Source organism: Vallitalea longa, from assembly GCF_027923465.1.
Taxonomy (GTDB): domain Bacteria; phylum Bacillota; class Clostridia; order Lachnospirales; family Vallitaleaceae; genus Vallitalea; species Vallitalea longa.
Genome location: NZ_BRLB01000013.1, coordinates 56,109 through 81,924, shown reverse-complemented (window position 1 = coordinate 81,924; position 25,816 = coordinate 56,109). Strand labels below are relative to the sequence as shown.

Genomic DNA, 25,816 nt, shown 5'->3' with positions numbered 1-25,816 from the left:
GTCTTTTTCTTTATTTAATAAGGCATAGTACTATTTCTAATAATAATATCAAGTTAATTATTACATATAATACTTATATACAGCTCTCTTTTATATAAATATTACCTTTAACTGTAAATATTTTTATGAAATTAACAACAAAAATCATAACTATAAAAAAATTTTTTTATCTGTTTATCACAATACTATTTCTTATTTAATAAAAAAGACTTTGTTTAGTCATGAACTAAGCCCGTCAGAGCTTAGAATTATACCTCATTATGAAGTATACTGACTAAACAAAGTCTATTCATTGATTTTATAATGATTAACTCAACTGATTATTTATTAAAAATATTATTATCAAACTTGAAATCTTGAAGCTTCTTTTTCTAGTTCTGCTGCTAGTGCAGAAAGACTCTCACTGGTACTAGCAATTTGCTGTAAAGCTGCTGACTGCTCTTGGGTAGAAGCTGCTCCTTCTTCTGTATTTGCTGCATTTTCTTCAGCTATAGCAGACATGTTTTGAATTACCTCTAATATATGTTCTTTTTTGCTTTGTAAATCAACACCAATGTTATTCAATTTTTTAATACTTTCACCTGTATCATTAATAGCATCAACGATTTGTTTATATTTTGATTCAGTGACATCCACACTCTTTCTCTGGTTATCTACTACTGATGATACATCTTTCATTCGATTAACAGCTAAAGAAGCATTAGTTGTTAATTCATTAACCACTTTATCAATATCTTTTGTTGAAGACGTAGACTGTTCTGCTAATTGTCTTATTTCTTCTGCAACAACTGCAAAACCTTTTCCTGATTCTCCAGCTCTTGCTGCTTCTATTGCAGCGTTAAGTGCTAATAAATTGGTCTGTTTTGCTATCGAAGCTATCATTGTACTAGCCTCAGAAATTTTTATTGAGCTTTCATTTGTCTTCTTAATAACATCAGATATTTCTTTTGTCGCTTCAATACTTAAATCTGTATTTTTTAATAAGTGATTTATTTCAATTAACCCTTCATCTGCTAATTTTATGACTTCATTTGCATTATCACTTACTTCATCTATGCATTCATTTTCTGTTTCAATTAAATTACCTAAATCATACACTGTCTGTGAACCAGACTCAGTATATTTTGCCTGATCCGTAGCCCCTTGTGCAATTTCTCCTATTGTAATAGCTACTTCTTCTGCAGCTTTCGCAGATTGTTGTGTAGTTAAATTCATGTTAGAAGAAGACTCGTTAATTCTATTAACGGTGTCAATAATTTTTCTAATTAGATTAACAAAATTATTCTGCATCACAGAAATAGAATTATATATAAATCCAATCTCGTCTTTTCTACTCTTGTGTTTGCTATCATTTTTATCTTTTCTTTCTGTCAAGTCAAATTTAGACATGATATCAATATTTTTAGATAGCTGTATCAATGGTTTTGCTATATATATACCTATTATATACATTAAGATCAGTGATATTATTAATATAACTATTGAAGTTATCAATGTACTTCTTTCCATTCCATCAAGTTCTGAAAGAACTTCGTTTAACGGTGCAGTAATTCCTATTGACCAATTAGTATTTTCTATAGGTGCATAGCCAATCATGTTTCTGTTACCATCATATGTATAAGATGTACTACCATGTTCTCTGGCAATCATTTTCACTAGCAAATTACTTAACTTTTTAGCAGACTTATCAGTGTTAGCTTCATCTATTAAATTCACATTATAAACTCTATTAACGTCTTTATCAGCTACAATTAAACCTTTATCATTAACAACATAAGCATATCCAGATTCTTCAACTGTAATATCAGATACAAGATTGCTAAAAGAGAGAGCATTCATTAATGAAACTACTACCCCTTGTACTTCACCATCATATTTTATAGGTGTTGCGTAAGCAATAATAAGAGATCCATCCTCTTTACTTACCAAAACATCAGATATTGTAGATTGACCATTTATCGCTTTCTGAAAATAATCTCTTTCACTTATATTGTATGTTTTTCCTTCTGTAGAAATAGCCTGTCCATTGATATCTACCAAGTCCATCAATTGATATCCATTTCTCTTAACTTCTTCTTTTAATGCATTCAACTTATCTTCATTAGTATTATTTGGATCAGTTATTCTAGTTCGACCAGCTATAACTTCTAATTTACCTAACTCATTATTAATTCTTTCTTCAATTACCTGAGATGATTTTTCAGCTATGATTGTAAGATTATGTTCCACACATCTAACTAATGTCTGCTTACTGAAATTGTAAGAAATGATACTTAAAGAACCGCATGCCACTATAATAATAATAGATAAAATAAAAATTAGCCTAAATTTAATGCTTTTCATTATAATAAAGTCCCCTTTCTAGTACCTACCATGTTACGCTTATTGATAAAATATGTCAATTATTTCTATTCTGTTTATTTATATATATTGATTTTACGATATTGCATTCTTTATAAAACACTACATATATTTAATTAAAATATTTGATTTTTTTAATTATATATATATAATATTAATAAGTGTTCCATTTATAAATAAGCTTAAATTAACATTTTTACCATATAAATTTCATGAAATTTATACAAATGGTAATTTAAGTACAATAAGTAATAAAGGAGTTTAATTATGGCAAAAATCAATTGGAAACCTGGTAATATGCTCTATCCATTACCAGCTGTATTAGTTTCCTGCGGAAACAATAAAGACAATTATAATATTATAACAATTGCATGGACGGGAACAATATGTACTAATCCTCCAATGACTTATATATCTGTCCGACCAAATAGATATTCTTATAATATAATTAAAGAGACAAAAGAATTTGTTATCAATCTAACCTGTGAGAATTTAGTTAAAGCAGTAGATTACTGTGGCGTCAAATCAGGAAAAGATATTAATAAATTCAGTGAGATGAATCTTACCATAGAAAAAGCAACTAAAATTGATGCACCTTTGATTGCTGAAAGTCCTGTTAATATAGAATGTATCGTTAAAGATATCGTTAAACTTGGTTCTCATGATATGTTTATTGCAGAAGTTGTCGCTGTTAATGCAGACGATCAGTATATAGACAAAAACAATAAATTCCATCTTGATAAATCTAATCCAATATGCTATTCACATGGAACCTATTTCTCCCTAGGCAAGAAATTAGGTACATTTGGATATTCTGTTGCAAAAAAGCCTAAAAAGAAATATCGTAAAAAATAATTCTCTAGTCTTAACCCTGTCTACAATAAATATATTTATAATTTTGAACAAACTTATGCAGAATAAAAATACTTTAAAAAAATTAATATTTTTATTCTGCATAACTATCTAATAAACTAATTATATATTTTACTTTACTGGTTCTATGTCCATCCCATCTTCTAAAATTAATTTTATCTAATTCTTTTTTTATTTCGTTTAATAATGATTTTCTATCATACTTAAAATCATCAACTAATAAATCTATAACTTTCGCAGTAATATTGATTTTCCATTCAGTCAATATAGGTTTATATGTTAATAAATATGCACAAAATCGTCCACCATCTATTTCTTTAGATCCACTAATGCTATCTTCAAAATCTATTCCATAGATTATGTCATCTTTTATTAAGAAATTCCTAAAATTAATATCATAGAATATCAATCTTCTACCCATATATTCAAAAGTGATTTGATAGTATTGCTCTAACCATGAAAACACCTTTTTGAAAATATCTATAATTGCTTTATCCTTATCTATAACAATATCATTTTCAATCAGCAAAAAATAGTCTAATAATGTTACATCACTGATATATGTCATATATATCATATTATTATTTTCATATATAATTCTTGGAACTTTCACATTATGTTTTTCTAATATTCTCAAAATACTTGTTTCTTTTTTCTTACAATGTTCCAAGTTGAGATATTCCTTGCGAACCAACTTCATTCCATTGTCTATATCATAAATAAGTTCTACTTTATTTTTCCGACTTTTAAAGGTTTTCATTAATTCATAATTCATTTTCATTCTGGATCCTTTACTAGATTAAGATTTAGTCTCAATTCTTATAGTACTTCCTTTTTTATAACCGTCTAATTCCTTAATAACTCCTAAAACAGCATTATTTAAGATTTTGCTTACAAAAGGAACCATATCTATTTCACGATCATCAATATATAACTTAGTATATGTGTTTTTTATACTACAATCTTCTCTTTTAGCTTCTCCCCTTAATATTTTATTACCTAATGTTCTACAATCATAACCACATTCGCTACAACAATTTTTGCTGAAATCAGGTAATTTATCATAAACTTTATTTATTAACAGATTAGTCAACTCATCAATATTTTTCATGCAATTAATAACAGGAATGCCTTCGTATTCACTTATTTGCTCAGCGACTCTACCAGATATGACAAACACACTATCATCTATTCTTTCTCTGATTTCTGCTATACTCTTAGCGGTCAATATTTTAGGCATATTATAATCGGTTACGCCTTCTAGAATTACATAATCATGGTTATAGAACGATAATATCTCTTCAACAGATAATTTCTTCTGATACAAGATGTCTGTTTCATGATAACCTCTTGCAGTAACCAATTGTGATCCTGCTTCTTTATGCCTTGATGTATTAGTTCCTTCTTTATCTATTTCAAATTCTTCATAATGAATTTCTTTAACTGAGCCAACAGTAAATCTTCGTTTCCTTAGTTCTTTAATTATATTCTCAATTGTAGTCGTTTTACCCGAATCAGTATAACCATATACAGAAAATATTTTCATTACTTCATCCCCTTATAAATATATATAATATATATAACTGGTTATAGCAGTTGATAATATCATTATAAAATAATCTGCAAAATTTAACTTGAGTTTTATGTAGCTTGTCCTCTTATCAAATGCTCTTAACCCTTTACATTCCATAGCAATAGCAATTTGTTTTGACTTTATCACTGCTCCTACTATAACTGGTGTAAATATGTATGTATATACTCTTATTTTCTTTTTAATAGATAATTTGTTAATATTAATTCCTCTAAGTTCTATTGCTGTTAGATTATCTTTTAGTTCCTCAGAAAGTAATGGTATAAATTTGATTCCTATCATAACCATAAAGGCTATGTCATATGGAATTTTGATTTGAACTAATCCTTGCAATAATTCTCTTGATGAAGATGTCATTAATAATGATGCAGAAATTAATATGATAATCATTCTAAATGCAAACTGAAAAGCTTTATCAATACCTACATCAGTTAATAAAGGTATATCTAAAAATATTATTATCGGTGTCCCACTATTAGTAAATACACTTTGAATCAAAATCATAAAAAGAAAAATTAATATAAATTTTTTCAATCTCCTTAATACTATCAACAAAGGGCTTTTGAACATGATACAAACAATGATACTTATAACAAAGATTATAAATAACAGTTTCACGTCCCTAATAATAACTGATAGAGAAGACATACACACAACAATGAATAATTTAGTTCGTGGATCAACGTCCCTACTTAGTGTCATGAATTATTTCTCCTTTTGACAAAGTAATTATTCTATCAGCATTCTCATTAACAAATTCCATATCATGACTTATAATAAGAATTCCTATATCTTCTACCTTAATATCTTTTATGTAATCAGCTAATCGTTGCTTTCTTATTATGTCAAGTCCTGTCGTAGGTTCATCTAAAATTAAATATCTAGGATTACTTAAGATTATACTCGCAAGAGCAAGTCTCTGTTTTTCTCCTTGACTCAATCTATAAGTATACTCATTAAGTTTTTCATGCAGATCAAAATAATTTAATATATTTTCCATTCTTGTTTTACTTTCTATATCATCTTTGTCCATGATTTGATCAACAAAAAGCATTTGTTCTTTAACAGTTAATGCAAATATTTGTCTGTTTGGGTTTTGGAACAGATATCCTATCGTTTTGCCTATTTCACCTAAAGACATATTATTAGTGGGTTCATTGTTAATATATACAGTACCTTGTGTAGGCTTGAATATTCCACACAATAATTTCCCCAATGTAGTTTTTCCTGAACCGTTTTCACCAATAAGAGCAGTTATGTTATTATCAATTTCCAATGACAAGCCTTTTATTATACTACTGTTTTTTTTATACCCATAATAAATATTATCTGCTCGTATAATCGTCACTGTCTACATGTCTCCTTCATAGATATTAATTTTACCCTGTTTCAATAATAGGATTCTATCCACAATATCTAGATTGTTCATTTCATGATCAACCATTATTATGGTTTTTCCATTATTACGCAAATTACATATTACTTTTTTTAATGTCTCTTTTCCACTATTATCTACCTGCGACATAGCTTCATCAAAAATTATAATTTCCGGCTCTAGAACTAGTACAGCCCCAAGAGCAACTAATTGCTTTTCTCCTCCTGACAAAAGGCAGGGATTTTGTTTTCTATAATTCTCTAATCCTAATAAATCAAGCATTTCATCGACTTTACTAATAATTGTTTTTCTAGGTACACACATATTTTCTAATGCAAATGCGAGTTCATCTTCTACTCTAGATGAAAATAATTGAAACTCTGGATCTTGAAATACCATTCCTATTTGCTTAACTTTCTCGTAATTTTCCATGGTATTAATATTTTGACCGAAAATATTAATTTCCCCGGCAATAGTTCCATTAACCATATTAGGTATTATACCTTTTAGAGTATAGCAGAGAGTACTTTTACCCCCTCCGCTAAGTCCAACTATACCAACTATCTCACCTTTGTTTATTGTAAAATCTATGCCTTTCAATATATTATTATCTTGTCCTTCATACTTGAAATACAAGTTCTTTACTTCTACAGCAGGCCTCACTTCACATCTGCCTCTACTGCAAATTTTGCCCAATTCTGGCTAAATTGATCTTTACTGACTACTACCAAGAAAGGTCCACAGCCTCCATCATCCTTTCCTTTGAGAGCTTCTTTTTCTTTCATATAAGCTAGATAAATATTATCATCCTCTTTGATTTTTTCAATATCATAAGGTACAGCATATCCATCTACAGAAGATACGACTACAGAAATTTTATCGTCTAAAGATATTCCTGCTTCTTTTAATACATTTTTGAAAGGAACACCTGTATACGTATATTCCACTGCATCTTTACCTTTAGTTTTGTAATTACCTTTAAAATCAGTTTCACCAAATTCTCTTATTTGGTCAAGTGTTAATGTTACTTTCTCATTACCGTTTTCTTTAATTGAAAATTGAGCATTTTCTTGTAAAGCTATCAATGATTTAGAATTTCTCATATTCATATAAGCAGTGATTCCCACTATCACTACTAAAACCCCTATAATTATACCAATATTTTTTTTCATTTACCTTTTTCTCCTTCTCAAAAAATTTTTATCTAGCTTTCAGTTTTCAATAACCTGAGTTCTTTTAATTTACGTACAATATTATAAGAAATAATTCCTCCTAGACTCCCTGATAATGCTGAAGTACTTAATGATAGTATTAAGAACAATAATGGTAACTGAAAAAACACTAGATTAGATAAAAACGTTCCAGTCATATTAGCAATAATACATCCCGAAAAACAATCCACTAATCCGTCTCCATTTTTCCTTAATATAAAATACCAAATATCTACCATCAAGCCAGGAAGTGTATAGGTTACTAAACTCATAATTCCATGACTCCCTATTGTTCCCGATACAAGCACCATAATCCCTTGTACCAATGCAATCAATGTGGCTGTTCCTCTTTTATTGATAATACCTGCTCCTATTATTATCCACATCATATAAAATCCGCCTGCAAGTGCTCCACCTGGAATAAACAGTGGCCCAGAAACTATATGTATTAATGGGGTTATTATTGATTTGGTTGCGATACCAAGTCCTGCCAACATAGCAATTATAACTAACTCAAATATAGGATAGCTATCAAGAAATTTTCTCATTATCATTCCCCCTGTAAAATACTTATATCTACTTATCTACCCACTTATGTTTGAAAAGGAACAAAAGGCTACGACTCATAAAAAATTTCAAGGAAAATAGAAAGTAGAACTTTCCTATTTCAACAAAAAAACAGTCTTCCATTAGGGAAAAACTGTAGTTTATAAACCATAGTTTACTAATTCCCTCCTTTCCACACCGGGAGGCATAATCGTTTCCAATTATACCCTATGAAGATATAATATTATATCTTGCTCGACTTATCATCCATAGTACAACCTTAGGTCAATAAGTTCGGAGTAAATATTCGTTTTGTATAATTATAATATATTTTAGGGACATATGTCAAATCAATTATATATAATGCATATATATTTTTTATCTAATATATTTTACTTGTAATTTTGTATAAATAACAAGACATATTTAACAATACACCAACAGAATTTTTACAAATAATACTTTATCTATCAATGTGTTTTCACTTAACCATTAAGTGTCCTAATTATATTTTCATGCATAGGATATTCTTCAATGAGTTCATCACTTGTATACATATGAAAATCATTAAAATCGAATCCAGGTGAAACCATACAACTTACCAAACCGAATGTATCATTATCAGTAATTTCAGCACCAAAAATAGTACCTGCTGGAACGATTATCTGTGGTTGTTGATTTTTTTCAATATCTAATCCTAATATACTATTGCAATATTCTCCATTAGAAGTAATCATATGTATTGTTAAAGGTGCTCCATAATGATAAAACCATATTTCATCAGACGTAAGCTTATGAAATTTAGATACTTGTCCTGATTTCAAAAGATAATATATAGTAGTTGATAAAGACCTATCACTTGTTTGTTTTGTATTCTTGTATAATTCTCTATAGTACCCGCCTTCAACATGTGGAATCAGTTCTAACTTGTCAATAAAATACTCTGCATCATACACATTCATCATCTCCTCTATCTATTAAGATAAAATAAAAAAGTAACACAATTTCTTCAATCAAAATTGTGTTTACATATTTTTCTATAATATTTTCAGATCTTCAATGGTACCATAATATATTGTATCATCACTAATATATAGCTCTTGTATTAAATTGTCTGCTCTGATGACGGTTTCATTGATATTTTCCTTGATATTATATTTATTAATGCTTTTTTGGTCTTCGCTTATATAATAGATATAATCATCTATTAAAAATCCTAATTTATAATATTTATTTAAGCTATTTAATAAATCCTTTGTTTTGATATCATATATATTAACCATTAAATCATTTCCACTGTCTATTTCTTCTATCGCCAAATAATTTACATTTGCAACAAAACTAATTGGTTTATCAATAGTAAGCTTAGTACACTCATATATCTCTTCTAAATTAAAATTATTAATATCAATTCTCAAAATAGAAGGATACTTATTACCTTTTTCTGTAAAATAAAAGTAATTATCATTAAATTTTTGATTACCTCCGAACCATCTTACATAATATAAGCAATCACGTTTTTTCTTATCATATACTCCTAATATGATTTCGCTAGAAATATTATTGCCCTGTAACGTTTCATTAAAAATAATACAGTTCTCATTTTCATATAGTTTATCGGTAAATTCTAAATTATTGATATTTATTTCTTTTATAACTTCTTTGTCTTTTTCTAAATAGTAGATGTATAATTTTTCATCATCAGTAAAATAATCATCAATTGTTAGAGCAGGTATAATATTAATTAATTCACTTGACTCTGTATTGTTATTTATTTTATAAAGCGCATTGATATCTTCATTGTTTATATAAAACACATTATCTTTGATTTTTATTAACATCTTGATTAACGAGTTGTTAAGCTTTTCTTTATTATTACCACTTTTATCTACTCTATATAGATAATCATCTTCATAATAAACTTTATTACCTAATACCTCATATTTATTTATATTTCCATCAACAATTTTACTATGCCTATTATTTTTATAACAAAACAAAGCTTTATCATCTATAGAATAATAGTAAATAGTGTTATTGATGACTCTTAAATTATTTACATTCTTAACTTTTAGACTTTTTCTTTCTTTAGTATATCTGTTATAATAATATAAAGTTCCTTCTTCATTAACATACGTAATGAATTTGTTGTTATAATCATACCAATCACTATTTATTATACCTATCTTTTCTAATGCATTCTTATCTGAAATCAAATTAATTAATGTATGGTTACTACTAGGATAATAAGTATTATTATTAAGGTGAACGGATGCGTCATAACTTTCAATTCTAAATTCTTTTTTATTATCTTTATTGACCACTTGATATATATATGAATTATCATATTTTCTGTTTACATTTAGCTTCTCCAAGTTATCTTTATCAAGCAAGCTTATGATACCTCTATCATCTACTAAATAAATAGAATCATCACCTATAAAATAATTCATAAATTCCCCTAGATTACTATTACTATAACTATTACCATCAAAATCCATCTTCTTTATAATATCTTTTTCATTGTCAACTTGAATTATTGAATTACTATCAATGTTAATATCCATGTCTAAATCTAAGAATATATTTTTATTTTCCAATTTTTGATGCTCAATATCGTAAAGCATTAATTGTCGACCATATATATATAAGTCCTGTCCCTGTAAATCTATAATACGATTTTTACTACTATATGTATTTATTGCTTTGATTGAATAAGTATTAACATCTAATATATATAACATATCACTAGCAAAAAACATTCTATCATCATAATATATTATTTCGTTTTTTGTAGGATAAGCTGTTGTTACTAATTCTTTTATCTTATCATCTTCATATACATATATAGTCTTGTCGGAATCAATAAACAAGAAAATCTTGTCTCCACAACTAATAATATTATTGCAGAATTGATTTTCCAATATAGTTTTATTGGACCTTGTATTAATATTATAAATCCTAACCGAAATCTCATCTTCAGTTTTAATGCAATATATGATTTCATCATCATTCGAATCTGCTGTTAACTTTGCACCAATAATTGGATTATTAAATGTATCTAAAATACTTTCTGTATTAGTTAGAGTGTTAAAATGATAAAGAGTATTAGATATTATATAGATATAACCATCTTTTATCTTTTGATATTTATCTAGAGGTTTATTAATTAAGTTAATTTTTTGATTATTATAAAGTAATTTTATCCCTGATTCATTAGCATAATATATTTTATCTTGTAAAAGTTTCTTTCTTTCAATATTACCTTCGCATACTCTAATCTTATTTCCTGTCTTTGTATTGAATCGATATATATATGGCTTATTATCGTGTTCGCATTCTGTATACAGCCACCAATCATTCATATCAATAATATCATCTGATAAATTAGCATATTGTTTTTTAAACATATCATAATTAATTGTTATATCTTTTTTGGATTCTATAACTTTGAATGTTTCTAAAGTTTCTTGATCTTCATCATCTACTTTTACTCTGGGTTTTACATAATTATCTTTACTAGAATTGTCTTCCTGTACACTGTTTATGATATCATTGTCTTCTTGAAATGTTTCAGTATCGAAAGTTGATTTATAATTCTTGCTATTTTCTCCATTACAACCCACAAGTACAGATATGAAAATTAAAACAATAATATTCATTTTTATGTATCTTCCATTCATATTCATCCCTCACACATACTATGTATTAAGTACTTTCATAATATACCTTATAGATGATAAATGCAAGCAAATATAAACTTATCAATATTAAATTTACTTTACAATATTACTATACAAACAAAAAATTCTGTGACTTATTATAACTTACGAAATATTCTATATGATAACTATTATTGATAAAGCAAAAACGGTTCTTTCACCATAAGCAAAAGAACCGTTTTTATGTATATTTAATGTTATATGTTTAGCTAATTTATATTATCTATCTTAATTATCTCTGTACTCTACCAGAAGCATCACCATTAATAAGTGTTTCTACTTCATCAGCAGTTACTAAGTTAAAGTCTCCATTAATTGTATGTTTTAATGCTGAAGCACCTACAGCGAATTCTAATGCATATTTGAAATCATCATTACTTGATAATAGACCATAAATAAGTCCACCAGCGAATGAATCTCCTCCACCTACTCTATCTACTATTCTAATATCATATTTCTTAGAACGATAGAATTCGTTACCATCATAGATAAGTGCTGACCATCCATTATCAGATGCTGAATAACTTTCTCTTAATGTTGTTACAACATATTTGAAATTGAACTTATCTTTCATTTGTTTAAATATTTTTTTATATCCTTCTAGTTCAAGGCTTCCTGAAGTAACATCTGTGTCACCAGGTTTGAAACCTAAAACTTTTTCTGCATCTTCTTCATTACCGATACATACATCTACATACTGCATAAGATTAGTCATAACTTTTTGTGCTTCTTCTGGAGTCCATAATTTCTTTCTGTAGTTAAGATCCACACTTACAGTTACTCCATGTTTTTTAGCTGCTATTAACGCTTTTTCAGTAAGAACTGCCGCTTTTTTACTAATTGCAGGTGTAATTCCTGAAAAATGGAACCACTCAGCATCTTTAAAGATTTCATCAAAGTCAAAATCTTCAATATCTGCTTCTGCGATAGCTGAATCAGCACGATCATATACAACTTTTGAAGGTCTCATAGACGCACCGGTTTCTAAATAATAGATACCTACTCTGTCTCCACCTCTTGCAATATAATCAGTATTAACACCAAATCTTCTTAAATGATTAACAGCACTTTGACCAATTGGGTTATCTGGAAGTTTTGACACAAAGTGAGCATCAAAGCCATAATTAGCAAGAGATACTGCTACGTTTGCTTCTCCTCCACCATATACCACATTAAATGATTCTGCTTGTGTGAATCTCTCATACCCTTTAGTAGAAAGTCTAAGCATTATTTCACCCATAGTAACTACTTTTTTACCCATTTATATTCAATCCTTTCCAATATGATTAATTATTTATTTAATTTTTTTCTTGATTCCTTAACTTCATTAATGAATTTTTTAGCTGTTTCTGTAACAAGCTCATAATTTCCTGTTTTAGCACCTTTAGTAAGAACACTACCTGTTCCTACAGCTACTGCTCCAGCTTCAATCCATTCATGAACATTTTCAAGACTTACTCCACCTGTAGGCATATAATTTCCTTGTGGCATAGGTCCTTTGAATGCTTTTATAATTGAAGGTCCGAATGCATTTCCTGGGAATACTTTTAAAATTTCCACACCAGATTCTAGAGCTTTTAAAGCTTCAGCAGGTGTCATTACACCAGGCATAACTGGTACTCTGTAACGATTACATAATTTAACTGTATCAGCATTAAAGCTTGAACTAACAATATATTCAGCTCCTGCTAAGATACATGCTCTTGCAGTTTCTGGGTCAAGAACTGTTCCTGCTCCAATGATAACATCCTCATCTTTATATAAATCTGTTAGTTCTTTTATAATATCAACTGCACCTGGTACTGTCATTGTAATTTCAAGTGCCTTAATTCCACCAGCTTTTACAGCTTCAATTATTTTCATACCGTCTTCTTTTGACTCAGCACGAATAACTGCAACAACACCGCTATCAACGATTTTCTTGATTGTTTCCATTCTTTTCATATGTATCCATTCCTCTCTGATGATAAAATTTTATAATATCATTTTGACGTGAACTAACGATCACAATAGTATATTTAAGTTCTTGCCAAAAATATTTCTTATACGTATAATAAAGTCGCCTTTGCACACGTGTGCAGGATTAGCAAAATATTATAATCAATTAATTGTTTAATATGTGCACTGACTGTCTAATTTTCAACTTACAATCTACTTTTGTATGAGAAAATTCTTTATTACTATTATTATCAAGCATATCAAACAATATTTCCGTACCATTATAAGCAATCATTGCTATTTCTCTTCTAACAGTTGTAAGTTCTGGTGTGATGTACTTACACATCTCTATATCATCAAAACCAACTACAGATATATCTTCTGGCACACTGAATCCTTTTTCAATTATAGCCTTTATGGCACCAAATGCCATTTCGTCATTGGAACAAAACATAGCTGTAGGTAATTTCTCATTGTTATCCAATATTTTATTCATGCCTTTGTAACCACTTATTACATCAAATTTACCACTAGCGATTAATTTAGTATTAATTAATAGACCAGCTTCATTCATAGCCATCTTATATCCTTCTAATCTTTCGCTACTGTTCAAGAAATCTTCTTTACCTTTGATTAATCCGATTCTACTATGACCTTGCTCTATTAAATACTTGACTGCTTTATAAGCGCCGTCCCTATCTTCAGAATAAACACAAGCTGTACCTTTAATGTTGATTTTTCTATTTAATATTACAACTGGAATATTGAGTGCGCCTATATATTTAATAAATCTGTCATCTTCTCTTTTTTGACTAAAAACTAAAAGTCCATCATAATGTTTACTATTAACCATACTATAATCACCATTAAGGTCATCTATGGCCTTAACCACCAAGTTATAATTTCTCTCTTTCATCAATCTATTGACACCCTTGATTGAGCTGTAAAAGAAAGATGGGCTAGTACCTTCTAGAGCTGATAGAAATATTCCAATGTTATAAGACTTATCAAGTTTTAAACTCTTTGCACTATAATTAGGAATATAATTATTATCTTTCGCAATTTTTTTAATCCTATCTTTTGTCTTATCACTTATTAATGAGCTATCATTCAGTGCTCTTGAAACTGTAGCATGTGAAACACCTGCTAACTTGGCTATATCTTTAATAGTAACACTCATTACAATCTTCCTTTCACAAGTATTCTATCATATAATGTACACGTGTGCAAGTACTTTTATTATTTTTTAATGATTTTTCTATGACTCTAACTTTCCACCTTGTAATTTGATATATGTAAATAATATAAAAAAGCTATTATTAATTTTATTCATTAGATAAAAATCAAATAATAGCTTTTGCTTTAGTAAATAATAGTAATAATATATCTTCTAGCATAATATCATAGCAATCACACAATATTACTATTGACACATTTTGTGTTTTCATATGTTCTTGTTAGTTTTTGCTTCCCATAAGTACTTTCTCTGGACTCATGCTGTTTATAAATTAAATAAACATCGATACTTCCAGTATTTTCAAACAAATTCCATAATATATTCTTAACCATTTTTATTACCCCCTAAAAATATATTTTTTATTATAGTCATAGGTTTACCTGTTAATAATTTTATATACTCCTCAAATATTCCCATGAATAAAGTGATTTTTTACCCTTGACAAATAAATGTCACCACTCAATCAAGCATAAAAACGGGGTTTTAATTTTTATGTTTTTAGGACTTTAGACCTATAAAGTTATATTTTTTTATAATCCAAAAGTTTTAATTTATATCATTTTTATTGAATCCATAATTTTTTAATAAGAAATCACTATCTCGCCAATTCTTTTTGATTTTCACCCATAATTTCAGATTTACTTTTGAACCTAGAAGATTTTCTATATCTATCCTTGCTCTTGTTCCTATTTTCTTAAGCATCGTACCTTGCTTACCAATGATAATACCTTTATGGGAATCTCTTTCACATATTATTGTAGCATCGATATCAACAATATCTTTATTATCTCTATCTTTCATTCTATCTATTACCACTGCAATACCATGTGGTATTTCTTGTTGCAATAAATGCAGAGCTTTTTCTCTAATCAATTCTGCTACAATTTGACGTTCTGGTTGATCAGTTATCATGTCACTTTCAAAAAACTGTGGTCCTTCATCTAGATATTCAAATATTATATCAGGTATATCCGTAGTATTGTCACCTTTCAATGCAGACACAGGAATAATTTCAGCAAAATTATAAGCATCTTTATAAGTAGCTATGACTTCTAATACTTCATCTCTTGGAATTTTATCTATCTTATTGATAATTAAGATAACAGGTGTTTTTAGTTTACCTAATTGTTCAATTATGAATTCATCACCTTTACCTATTTTTTTATTAGGTTCAACCAGCCACAATACCATATCAACTTGTCTAAAAGTATCAATCGCAGTCTTATTCATGAACTCACCTAACTTGTGTTTAGGCTTATGAATACCAGGCGTATCAATAAAAATAATTTGACCTTTCTCATTTGTAATGATAGTTTGTATTTTATTCCTTGTAGTTTGAGGTTTGTCTGACATTATAGCAATCTTTTGCCCTATTAGTTGATTCATCAATGTAGATTTTCCTACATTAGGTCTACCTATAATCGTAACAAATCCTGATTTAAATTTTTCCAATAATTTTCCTCCTGTATAACATACACAACGGCCATAAAATGACCGTTAGCATATGGTAATATCTATTTTTATAGTTAAATTGAACCCATCAATTAAATAAATGACTTAATTCATTAAATAATTCTTTGTTTTTTTCTAGTTTATTTTCATTTCCTAATACACATACATTATCCTGTTTTAGAACTGATTTTACTAAATCAGCTGTCTTCCTTATATCTTCTTTTGTTGTATTCAATACTTCTTTTCTTTCAATTAATACATCTTCATAAGAAATATTACTTATATAAGATCCAAGAGCCTTATCTCCTTTTAGAGCTGGTGTCAAAGGTCTATCAAGGTTACTTATAGTACCTATAATATATTTTGTCATCTCTCTATCATCAGTGTCAAACGTTGAGATGAATCCATCAATTTTGTCATAAGTCTCTAGTGTTTCTTTCAGGTTAGGATCTCTGTAAGAAGTGAAATACACATTACCATTTCTTGTAAATGCATTCATGCATCCATAAGCTCCACCTTTAATTCTAACATTGTTCCATAAATAATCTAAGCTGGTAATGGTCTGTAAAACTTTTAGTGTACCTGAATAATGATATCCTTTAGTTATGAAATTACCTGCTTTTGCAACGTATTGAATTTTATCTGATGTAAGAAATCCTTCATTATTTTTACTAAAATCAAACTTTACGTTTTTTAATCCAAGCGTAGCATCATCTAATTTACTAATGAAATGTTTAACTTCACCAGCAAATATTCCATAGGCAGCTTTTTCTGATGTCATATTTATAATCAGATTTTGTGGCTTGAATATATATTTTATAGTTTTCTTAAGATTGCTTATAATCTCTTCTGCCATTTCTTCAAAATTGGTTTCAAGTTTATCTAAGAAACGATAATATGAAATACCACTTGTATTTTCTTTATATAATGCAATATTTGAAAAATAACTTTCTGCTCTTGTAGCAGCTGCTATATGTCCACTACTAGTCAATAACATTTGAATACGAGATTTTGCTTCGGATATTACTTGTAACAACCTACCTTTGTCTGTAAAATCTGTCTTGAACATTATTTCGCTAAAAAGCTCAAAAAGCTGTGGTATCCTATCATTAAAACATTTTCCATAAACTTCAAATTTAGGCAAGAATACTTCAGGTTCATCATTCTGTCCATATATATTAATAGAGAAATTGATACCTCCAGTATTAATATTAATTACATTAGAGAGTTCTCCGTAATTGTAATTTTCAGTATCCATATTACTTAATACTTTTGAAACCAACCCAATATATGGAATTAGGTCAACTGGTATTTGTTTAGTATCAAATAGTAGTTTAATATATGCTATATTATTAGTAAATGTAGGAAATAATAATGCTTTGATATTATCAATTTCTGTTTCTACCAAATCAAATCTTTCCGGTTCTTTACTAATGTCATCCAAACTCAATAAAGGTATTTTTAATAAAGACTCTTTTGTTTCAGGTTCACTTTGATATTCTTCTAGATGAATGGTATCTTTTATAAGTTTATTGATTTGGTCATTTGTTAAGGAATTCTTGTATTCTTGTAATTCAATCTCTATTTGCTTTTCACGTTCTGCTAAAATTCCTTTTTTTGGTTCTACTATAAGCACACTACCATGAGAATTATTAATTAAACAGTTTTCAATCAATTTTTCATAATAATCGGTTTTCAAACCTTCTTTTAATTTTTCGAAGGTTTCATCAAACGACAAATGCATGAAAGGATCTTCATCATATAACCAACTATCCATACAAATCATATCATATATGATACCTTTTGGATATCGTCCATAATCCGCTTCTCTTATCTTAAATTCAAAATAGTTGATGGCTGCTTCTACTGATCTTTTGTCAAGTCCTTTATCAACTATTTCTTGTAATGTGTTTTTTATAACAGAAACAAATTCTTCTTTCTTACTCATGTCTGAATTTTTAGCTATTATACTGAAATTAGACTGTAATAAGCTGTTGTCAAATGAACCAAATACATCTTTACCTATACCTGCATCCAATAAAGCTTTTTTGAGAGGTGCTCCAGGAGCTTCCAGTAAAACATGCTCAAGAATATCAAAAGATCTATAATCCATTTTATTAGTAGCACTACCAACTACCACATTGTAACTTAGATAAGTTTTACCTTTTTCACTTTCATTAGAAGATATAGGATAATATTCAACTTTCTCTGCAAATTCATCAAATGGTTCCTGTCTATTTATCTTAGAATCTATTTCTATTGAGTCAAACTCACTTAAATATTTATCATCTAGCCATTGTAACATTTCAACAACATCGCTATCACCATATAAATAAATATAACTGTTAGATGGATGATAATATTTTTTGTGAAAATCCAAGAATCCTTCTTCAGTTAGATTAGGTATATAATCTGGATCTCCTCCAGATTCGTATGCATATGGTGTGTCTGGCATTAGGGATTGCTGAATCTTTCTGAACAACACTTGTTCTGGAGACGAAAAAGCTCCCTTCATTTCATTATAGACTACACCCTTAATAGTGATATCTTCTTCTGGATTAGCTAAATCATAATGCCATCCTTCTTGTCTTAATATTTCTGGTCTTTCATAAATATTAGGATAAAAAACTGCATCCATATATACATCAATTAGATTAATAAAGTCTTTATCATTAAGACTTGCTACTGGATACATGGTCTTATCGGAAAAAGTCATTGCATTCAAAAATGTGTTAAGTGAACCTTTCACCAACTCTACAAAGGGATCCTTCAAAGGAAATTTTCTAGAACCACATAAAACCGAATGTTCAAGTATATGAGGTAATCCTGTATTATCTACAGGTGGAGTCCTAAAATTCACTGAAAATACTTTATTGTTATCTTCATTTGAAATAAAAACGAGTTTTGCGCCACTTTTTTCATGATAAAATAATCTTCCGACTGAATTGATTTCTTTAATATCTTGTTCATCAATCAATTTGAAACCATGGTAATTCTTTTCTAGTTCAAAAACCACTTTAACATCTCCTTATAATGTAATGTTTACTTAATTTATTATTCATTCCAATCACAATGATCAGTAATAAGCTTAATCAATTTACTTAAGTATTCACTATCTTCACAATCAAATCTATCAATCATAGGACTATCTATATCAAGTACTCCTAACAATGTGTCATTAAGAATAATAGGAATAACTATTTCTGAGTTAGTTTCACTATCACAAGGTATATGTCCTTTGTATTCATGTACATTAGATACAACTTGAATCTTTCTAGAACTTGCTGCAGTACCACAGACTCCTGTTCCCATCTTAATTCTTATGCAAGCAGGTTTCCCTTGAAAAGGTCCAAGCACCAACTCACTATTCTTATATAGATAAAAACCTACCCAATTTATTTTTTCCATTATATTGTATAATAATGCAGATATATTAGCTAAATTTGCAATTTTATCTTTTTCTTCGTACATAAGTCCTTTTGCATAACTGATAACGTCATCGTAAAAATCTTTCTTAGTACTATAGGAAATATCACTAATCTGAAACATTTCACTAATTCCTTTCACTTAATTTTGCCTTAATACTAATAATATATACTTTCTAACTGTATATATCAAGCTTTTTTCCTAACTTTTCCTTAATATACTTAGGCTATATCAATATACCTTTTTGTAATAATAATTATATCCTAGATATACAAAGTATATATTATAGCTATATGTTTCAATTTTGTAATGTTTTAGTAATATTTATTTAACCAAAGATAACTTGACATAATTATGTAGTAGCAGTATACTATTTTTCCCTGTAAAAATTAAATATTAGCGAGGAGGTTCAACAATGATTGAAGTAAATGATATTTGTAAATCATTCAAAGTCGCCAAACGTTCAGCTGGAGTGAAAGCTTCCATAAAATCACTTTTCCACAGAGAGTACACTACAGTAAATGCAATCAAAGATATTTCTTTTACTATAGACTCAGGTGAAATAGTTGGTTATATAGGGCCTAATGGAGCTGGGAAATCTACTTCCATAAAGATTATGAGTGGTATATTGGTTCCTGATTCCGGTACATGTAATATTATGGGTCATGTCCCATGGCAAGAAAGAGTCACGCATGTCAAAAACATCGGTGTAGTTTTTGGGCAACGTTCTCAGCTTTGGTGGGATGTTCCGGTTATAGATTCTTTTGAATTATTGAAAGACATATATAAAATACCTCCAAAAGAATATGATGATAATCTACATATGCTTACGGAAATACTGCAACTCGATAATTTCGTCAATTCCCCAGTGAGACAGCTTAGTCTAGGACAACGAATGAGATGTGAAATAGCTGCATCCCTACTACATTCTCCCAAAATACTTTTTTTGGATGAACCTACCATAGGTCTTGATGCCATTTCCAAGATTGCAGTACGGAAATTCATCAAGACGATAAATAAAGAAAAAGATGTAACCATTATTCTGACCACACATGATATGAGTGACATAGAAGCTCTAGCCAATAGAATCCTATTAATAGGAAAAGGTACCATATTATATGATGGTAATCTGGAAGAACTAAGGAAAAAATACTCTGGTAATAAAACAGTCACAGTCAAACATGGCGAATCTCACATACCAATTAATATAACAGGTGTATCTGTGCTATCATCATCAACAGAACGTAATATACTGTCTGTTGACACGAAAAAAATATCTGTATCACAAGTCATATCGTCTTTATCCAGTAAATTTGACCTTATTGACGTTAATGTAGAATCAGAACCAGTAGAAGAAATAATCGTAAAATTATATAAGGAGTATGCCATATGAAAAGTTATTTATCTGTTTTCAAGTTGCGTTTGATAAATGGTATGCAGTATAGGATTGCGGCTATTGCAGGTATAGCTACTCAATTTTTCTTCGGATTCATTTTCATAATGGTATTTGAAGCTTTTTTCAACAGCAATACCAGCAGTCAACCTATTTCTTATAATCAAACGGTCACCTACATTTGGCTCGAACAATCTTTTTTGGTTTTCATAATGCTTTGGTATAGAGATATTGAACTCTTTGATCTGATTACCAGTGGTAATATAGCTTATGAATTAGTACGACCTATCAAAATATATGGATTATGGTTTTCTAAACTTCTTGCTGGCAGATTATCGGGTGCACTACTTAGGAGTTTCCCTATATTGTTTATTGCTTTTATTCTTCCGGAACCTTATAAGATGTCATTGCCGCCTGATATCCTAACATTCATATTGTTTTGTGTTTCACTTATATTAGGGCTTTTGGTTGTTGTTTCTATAACAATGTTCATATATATTTCAGTATTTGTTACTCTATCACCGACAGGTTCAATGCTTTTATTTGGAGTATTAGGAGAATTTCTTGCTGGAATAATTATTCCTATTCCTTTTATGCCTGAATGGATTAAGCGTATTGTTTATATACTTCCTTTTCATGTAACATGTGATATGCCTTTCCGTATTTATTCAGGTCATATTCCTCAGAACGAAGCTATAGTTGGTATACTAACTCAAATACTATGGTTAGGAGTGCTTGTGATACTAGGACGATTCTGCATGAAAAAAGTATTAAAAAAAGTGATTGTACAAGGTGGTTAAGATTGGAGGTTGCTATGAAACTATTCTTAAAATACTTAAAAATATTATTGAAGTCTCAGCTACAATATAGGACTTCTTTTATATTGTTATGCTTAGGTCAATTTTTTGTTCCTTTTTCTTTATTTGCTGGAATATATTTTATGTTCCAGAGATTTGATAATATAAGTGGATGGAGTTTCTATGAAGTCATGCTGTGTTTTTCTATTATCCACATAGTTTTTTCTATAAGTGAATGTTTTGTCAGAGGGTTTGATAACTTTTCTGCCCTTATAAGAACGGGGAATTTTGATAGAATTCTTGTAAGACCTCGTGGAACTATTATCCAAGTGTTAGGGTCGAAATTTGAATTTACCAGGATAGGTCGTCTCTTACAAGGTATCATAGTTATGATATGGGCACTTTTTAATGTCTCTATTAGATGGTGTCCCTTAAAACTAATTGTATTCCTATTAATGATCATAAGTGGTATTTTTATTTTCTCAGGAATATTCATACTTACAGCTACCTTATGCTTTTGGACTATTCAAGGGTTGGAAATTGCTAACGTACTCACAGATGGAGGAAGAGAAATGGGGCAATATCCTTTAGGGATTTATAAAAAGTGGGTTAAAAATTTCTTCACATATATAATTCCTTTTGGATGTGTTAATTATTACCCGCTTATGTATTTACTAGATAAAAATACATCAAACAACCTACTATATATGATTTCACCTATAGTTGGAATTTTATTTATTGTACCTTGTCTAATAGTATGGAACATAGGGGTTAAACACTATAAGTCCACAGGCTCATGATTTTATATATTTATCTTTACTAGAAATGCATTAAATAATAATTGAAAGCCTAAGTATCTGTTTAATATATTTAGACTTTCCCTGAATTATAAAAAAGGTTATCCTATTTCTAAGATAACCTTCACCTTTACGAATTATTAACAGCCAGTTTACGTCAATCTATAATATATATAATTATAATTTACTTACATTAGCTGCTTGAGGTCCTTTTCCACCATTAACAACTTCAAATTGAACAGTGTCACCCTCTTCTAAGCTTTTAAAACCCTCGTCTTTGATAGCTGAGAAATGTACAAATATATCGTCACCATCTTCAACTGAAATAAAACCAAAACCTTTTTTCGCATCAAACCATTTTACTGTACCTTGATTCATTTTTTTAATCCTCCTAAATATATAAAATTACAGTTTCACACTAGCACAAAGTATGAAAAATGTCAACTTATAAATTATTTAGTTATGTTTTTGTTTTTAATAATTTAAATTACACCTAAATTATCTAATAGTTTAACGTAATCTTTATAACCTTCCAAATACAAACAATCAGTAACACAAGATATCTCATATAGTTGTTTTCTTGTATATTCTGGAATGAATTCTCTATCATTTTCATCTAAAGATTCAATAATTGTATTACATCTATTCTTATATTTATGTAAATAGCTCTCAATTTCTCCAATGTTGAATTACTATCAAAAATTTGGTATATATAGCATAAAAAAAGGGACTTTTATTTTCCCTCAGTCCCATCATCTTTACTTATCTAACAAAAATTATTTATTCAAACAACTTTTTCTAATACATATCTTAACTATATCTTTTTCAACAAACTTATAAGCTACTTGGTCATTCGTTACAGGATGTGTCCCAAAATTCTGAGTTTTGGCAAATACTTCACATAAAACAGTTGAACCTGTGACCATGAAAGAGTCATTCTCATTAGCATCTTCTCTATCAATAATGCATTGGAAAGGAAGATCGTCAGTAATTATATTTTCTCCTTTCATACCGCAATCAGATATTGCAGTATAACAGAGCTTTTTGCGAAGGAAACCACTAATAACAACTTTTTCAGGACAAACTTTTTCTATTTCTGCGAAGACCGTCTTACTTTGACAAATAGGCATGTTATTTAATGCAGGTGGTACCAACTGAGTATTCCCCTCGACAACAACCTGACAACAAGTTTGTGGATTACTTTCAATAATAGGACATGATACAACTTTCATTGGTCGCATCATTTCATTATCTTCATGATCTATAATATGACAATGCCATACATATCCAGGACCAAAAGTAGGATCAAATGGAAATAGGTTTACACCTGGTTTAGAATCCTCTGATGGAATATCTTGTGGTGTAAAACGAAGTCTAATCCTAGTGATTTCATTTGGATTCATCCGTATAGTATCCTTCCATCCCTGCTCATTCAAATCTGGCTCAATGATACCACCTATAAGATATGGTTCAACAGGTAATGGTATGGTTGGATGTTGAAGTGGAGGTTCCCCATTAATACTTAACCAATCTTCTAGATATTTATCAGAATCAAAGAGTTGACGATTAACTATTTGGAACTGAATAAGGTGTATGTGGATAGGATGTGTAGCTCGTGTCAAGTTAGGGATTTCCCATTCCACGGTTGAGCCCACTATTGGTAGTTCTGAAATAGGAGAAGCCCATTTTTGTCCATCCAATAGTAATTCAAGAGGACCTTTATCATTCAATACAACATTTAGAGTTAAGATTTTTTTTGGAACATCGGGAACCAACGTAGGAATTTCATTTAATATTGGTGGAAGAGGCATTGCTGGTACAGATGGTGTATTAAGTACAGTAAACTGCATGATTTGCCCAGTCGTATCTGGATCTGGTGGATCACCTCCTGGGAAAGGCGCAATAGCATCATTGGTTACAATAATTTTAGTTCCAGGGCATACCATTGAAAAATCAACTAAAATATCCACACGCTCTGCTGGTGCAATAAGAACCTCTGTTAATGTAACAGGGAAAGGTAAAAATCCACCATCAGAACCAATTTGAATAAAAGATTGACCATTTGATAATTTCAGGTTATAGAATCGTGAGTTGGATCCATTAAGGACCCTAAAACGATATTGTCTTCTTTTAACATCAAAATTCGGCCATACCTTACCATTCACCATAATGGTATTTCCAAGAAAATCATTAACCCAATAAGGGTGAACTTCATAATTAACACCGACATTAGGGAATAATAATGAACCATCCTTATTAAATGAACGATCTTGAATAACAATAGGCACTTCAAATGGCCCACTTGGTAGTAATGGTTCTATAGGATTATTAGGATCTCTTAACAAGTAGAATCCTGCAAGTCCTGCAACAACATTAAGTCTTGTGATGCCCAGTGCATGGGAATGATACCATAGAGTAGTAGGTTGTTGTTTATTTGGGTATGTATAACGAGATTTAAGGAAATCAGGACCTGTCTGCTGCTCTCCTGCTGTAAACCACGAATCAGGACCTCCATCTGAATCCGATCTAACCTCTCCACCGTGTAGGTGAGTTGTTACCGGGATAGGGCTTTGTGCCAGTGGATATCCTGGTGGAAATGGTAGAAAAGGTGGTTCTGGTGTGGGCATATTATTGGGATTTGCCCAGTGTAGCGTCGGGTCCACTGGAAGAAAATGAGGTTCAGTAAGATTATTTACCCACTGTACATTCACAGGCACACCCCTAATAGCTTCAAAAGTGGGTCCTGGCGTACTACTGAAACACGAACCATCTTCAATAATGCCTTCATATCCGAATACAAGTGTTTTAGGAAAACACTTTGGAAGAATTTGTTGTTTTAATGTGGTTTCAAATATGGTGTAGTTATGGCTCAAAATTTTATCATTAGATGGATCTGTAGCAACGATAGGTTTAAAAACAGGGGGAATAACTAGTTCATTAACATATTTTGGAATTGTTTTAGGATCTAAAGGTTGGGTCATTTTTAATCCTCCTTTTTGGATTTATCTCTACATATTAATATATGTGATGTAATATTAAATATGATATGAGTGTAGGTATAATATAATAAAGAAATCCAATTATGTTTAACAGTCAA

General features: G+C 29.6%; 23 protein-coding genes and 1 riboswitch. Of the genes, 4 read left to right on the top strand and 19 right to left on the bottom strand.

All coding sequences use genetic code 11. The features are described from left to right. Window positions 1-342 precede the first annotated feature (342 nt). Window positions 343-2,343, bottom strand: coding sequence for a methyl-accepting chemotaxis protein (locus tag QMG30_RS17680; protein WP_281817648.1), 2,001 nt, complete (start codon window positions 2,341-2,343; stop codon window positions 343-345). Window positions 2,344-2,628: 285 nt separating this feature from the next. On the opposite strand from QMG30_RS17680, the gene QMG30_RS17675 reads away from it, so the two are divergent. Beyond that, entirely contained in the window at window positions 2,629-3,216 is a 588-nt protein-coding gene (locus tag QMG30_RS17675) for a flavin reductase family protein (protein ID WP_281817647.1), read from the top strand. 91 nt (window positions 3,217-3,307) lie between these two features. On the opposite strand, the gene QMG30_RS17670 is transcribed toward QMG30_RS17675, so the two are convergent. From QMG30_RS17670 to QMG30_RS17595, 16 genes are all read right to left on the bottom strand, one after another. Then, a complete protein-coding gene (locus tag QMG30_RS17670) occupies window positions 3,308-4,009 on the bottom strand; it encodes an RIO1 family regulatory kinase/ATPase domain-containing protein (RefSeq protein WP_281817646.1) in 702 nt (233 codons plus the stop codon). A gap of 24 nt (window positions 4,010-4,033) precedes the next feature. After that, window positions 4,034-4,780, bottom strand: coding sequence for a molybdopterin-guanine dinucleotide biosynthesis protein B (mobB, locus tag QMG30_RS17665; protein WP_281817643.1), 747 nt, complete (start codon window positions 4,778-4,780; stop codon window positions 4,034-4,036). A 12-nt stretch (window positions 4,781-4,792) separates the two neighbouring features. Beyond that, a complete protein-coding gene (locus QMG30_RS17660) occupies window positions 4,793-5,527 on the bottom strand; it encodes an energy-coupling factor transporter transmembrane component T family protein (RefSeq protein ID WP_281817642.1) in 735 nt (244 codons plus the stop codon). After that, a complete protein-coding gene (locus QMG30_RS17655; RefSeq protein WP_281817641.1) occupies window positions 5,514-6,173 on the bottom strand; it encodes an energy-coupling factor ABC transporter ATP-binding protein in 660 nt (219 codons plus the stop codon). The genes QMG30_RS17660 and QMG30_RS17655 overlap by 14 nt, the downstream gene beginning before the upstream one ends. A gap of 3 nt (window positions 6,174-6,176) precedes the next feature. After that, a complete protein-coding gene (locus QMG30_RS17650) occupies window positions 6,177-6,863 on the bottom strand; it encodes an ABC transporter ATP-binding protein (RefSeq protein ID WP_281817639.1) in 687 nt (228 codons plus the stop codon). Next, window positions 6,860-7,372: a molybdopterin-dependent oxidoreductase gene (locus QMG30_RS17645; protein ID WP_281817638.1), complete on the bottom strand. Its 513-nt coding sequence runs from the start codon at window positions 7,370-7,372 to the stop codon at window positions 6,860-6,862. Before QMG30_RS17645 ends, QMG30_RS17650 begins: the two co-directional genes overlap by 4 nt. Before the next feature lie 32 nt (window positions 7,373-7,404). Then, complete coding sequence (locus QMG30_RS17640) at window positions 7,405-7,959, bottom strand: ECF transporter S component (protein WP_281817637.1); 555 nt, start codon at window positions 7,957-7,959, stop codon at window positions 7,405-7,407. 168 nt (window positions 7,960-8,127) lie between these two features. Next, window positions 8,128-8,269: riboswitch (molybdenum cofactor riboswitch) on the bottom strand. A 173-nt stretch (window positions 8,270-8,442) separates the two neighbouring features. Beyond that, window positions 8,443-8,913, bottom strand: a complete 471-nt coding sequence (locus QMG30_RS17635) for a cupin domain-containing protein (protein WP_281817635.1) — start codon at window positions 8,911-8,913, stop codon at window positions 8,443-8,445. A gap of 81 nt (window positions 8,914-8,994) precedes the next feature. Further along, window positions 8,995-11,640, bottom strand: a complete 2,646-nt coding sequence (locus QMG30_RS17630; RefSeq protein ID WP_281817633.1) for a DUF5050 domain-containing protein — start codon at window positions 11,638-11,640, stop codon at window positions 8,995-8,997. Window positions 11,641-11,911: 271 nt separating this feature from the next. After that, on the bottom strand, window positions 11,912-12,940 hold the full coding sequence (locus tag QMG30_RS17625; RefSeq protein WP_281817631.1) for a sugar kinase: 1,029 nt from the start codon (window positions 12,938-12,940) through the stop codon (window positions 11,912-11,914). 29 nt (window positions 12,941-12,969) lie between these two features. After that, window positions 12,970-13,623: a bifunctional 4-hydroxy-2-oxoglutarate aldolase/2-dehydro-3-deoxy-phosphogluconate aldolase gene (locus QMG30_RS17620; protein WP_281817630.1), complete on the bottom strand. Its 654-nt coding sequence runs from the start codon at window positions 13,621-13,623 to the stop codon at window positions 12,970-12,972. A 160-nt stretch (window positions 13,624-13,783) separates the two neighbouring features. Beyond that, window positions 13,784-14,797, bottom strand: coding sequence for a LacI family DNA-binding transcriptional regulator (locus QMG30_RS17615; protein ID WP_281817628.1), 1,014 nt, complete (start codon window positions 14,795-14,797; stop codon window positions 13,784-13,786). Window positions 14,798-15,027: 230 nt separating this feature from the next. Further along, the gene (locus tag QMG30_RS17610; RefSeq protein ID WP_281817625.1) at window positions 15,028-15,186 is read right to left on the bottom strand and encodes a YqzL family protein; all 159 of its coding nucleotides are present in this window, start codon (window positions 15,184-15,186) and stop codon (window positions 15,028-15,030) included. Window positions 15,187-15,400: 214 nt separating this feature from the next. After that, on the bottom strand, window positions 15,401-16,306 hold the full coding sequence (gene era, locus QMG30_RS17605; RefSeq protein ID WP_281817622.1) for a GTPase Era: 906 nt from the start codon (window positions 16,304-16,306) through the stop codon (window positions 15,401-15,403). A gap of 88 nt (window positions 16,307-16,394) precedes the next feature. After that, window positions 16,395-19,322 carry an insulinase family protein gene (locus QMG30_RS17600; protein WP_281817619.1) on the bottom strand — a complete coding sequence of 976 codons (2,928 nt, stop codon included), beginning with the start codon at window positions 19,320-19,322 and terminating at the stop codon, window positions 16,395-16,397. Window positions 19,323-19,360: 38 nt separating this feature from the next. Then, window positions 19,361-19,855, bottom strand: a complete 495-nt coding sequence (locus QMG30_RS17595; RefSeq protein WP_281817617.1) for a GAF domain-containing protein — start codon at window positions 19,853-19,855, stop codon at window positions 19,361-19,363. A 292-nt stretch (window positions 19,856-20,147) separates the two neighbouring features. Between QMG30_RS17595 and QMG30_RS17590 the strand changes: the two genes are divergently transcribed. The 3 genes from QMG30_RS17590 to QMG30_RS17580 are packed head-to-tail and all read left to right on the top strand — an operon-like array spanning window position 20,148 to window position 22,722. Then, complete coding sequence (locus QMG30_RS17590; protein ID WP_281817616.1) at window positions 20,148-21,125, top strand: ABC transporter ATP-binding protein; 978 nt, start codon at window positions 20,148-20,150, stop codon at window positions 21,123-21,125. Beyond that, window positions 21,122-21,925 (top strand): ABC transporter permease, encoded by an 804-nt coding sequence (locus QMG30_RS17585; RefSeq protein ID WP_281817614.1) that lies wholly within the window; start codon window positions 21,122-21,124, stop codon window positions 21,923-21,925. The genes QMG30_RS17590 and QMG30_RS17585 overlap by 4 nt, the downstream gene beginning before the upstream one ends. A 14-nt stretch (window positions 21,926-21,939) precedes the next feature. Continuing rightward, entirely contained in the window at window positions 21,940-22,722 is a 783-nt protein-coding gene (locus QMG30_RS17580; RefSeq protein WP_281817613.1) for an ABC transporter permease, read from the top strand. Window positions 22,723-22,896: 174 nt separating this feature from the next. On the opposite strand, the gene QMG30_RS17575 is transcribed toward QMG30_RS17580, so the two are convergent. Continuing rightward, window positions 22,897-23,097: a cold-shock protein gene (locus QMG30_RS17575; RefSeq protein ID WP_281817611.1), complete on the bottom strand. Its 201-nt coding sequence runs from the start codon at window positions 23,095-23,097 to the stop codon at window positions 22,897-22,899. A gap of 398 nt (window positions 23,098-23,495) precedes the next feature. Beyond that, complete coding sequence (locus QMG30_RS17570; protein ID WP_309298654.1) at window positions 23,496-25,700, bottom strand: multicopper oxidase family protein; 2,205 nt, start codon at window positions 25,698-25,700, stop codon at window positions 23,496-23,498. Window positions 25,701-25,816: the final 116 nt, after the last annotated feature.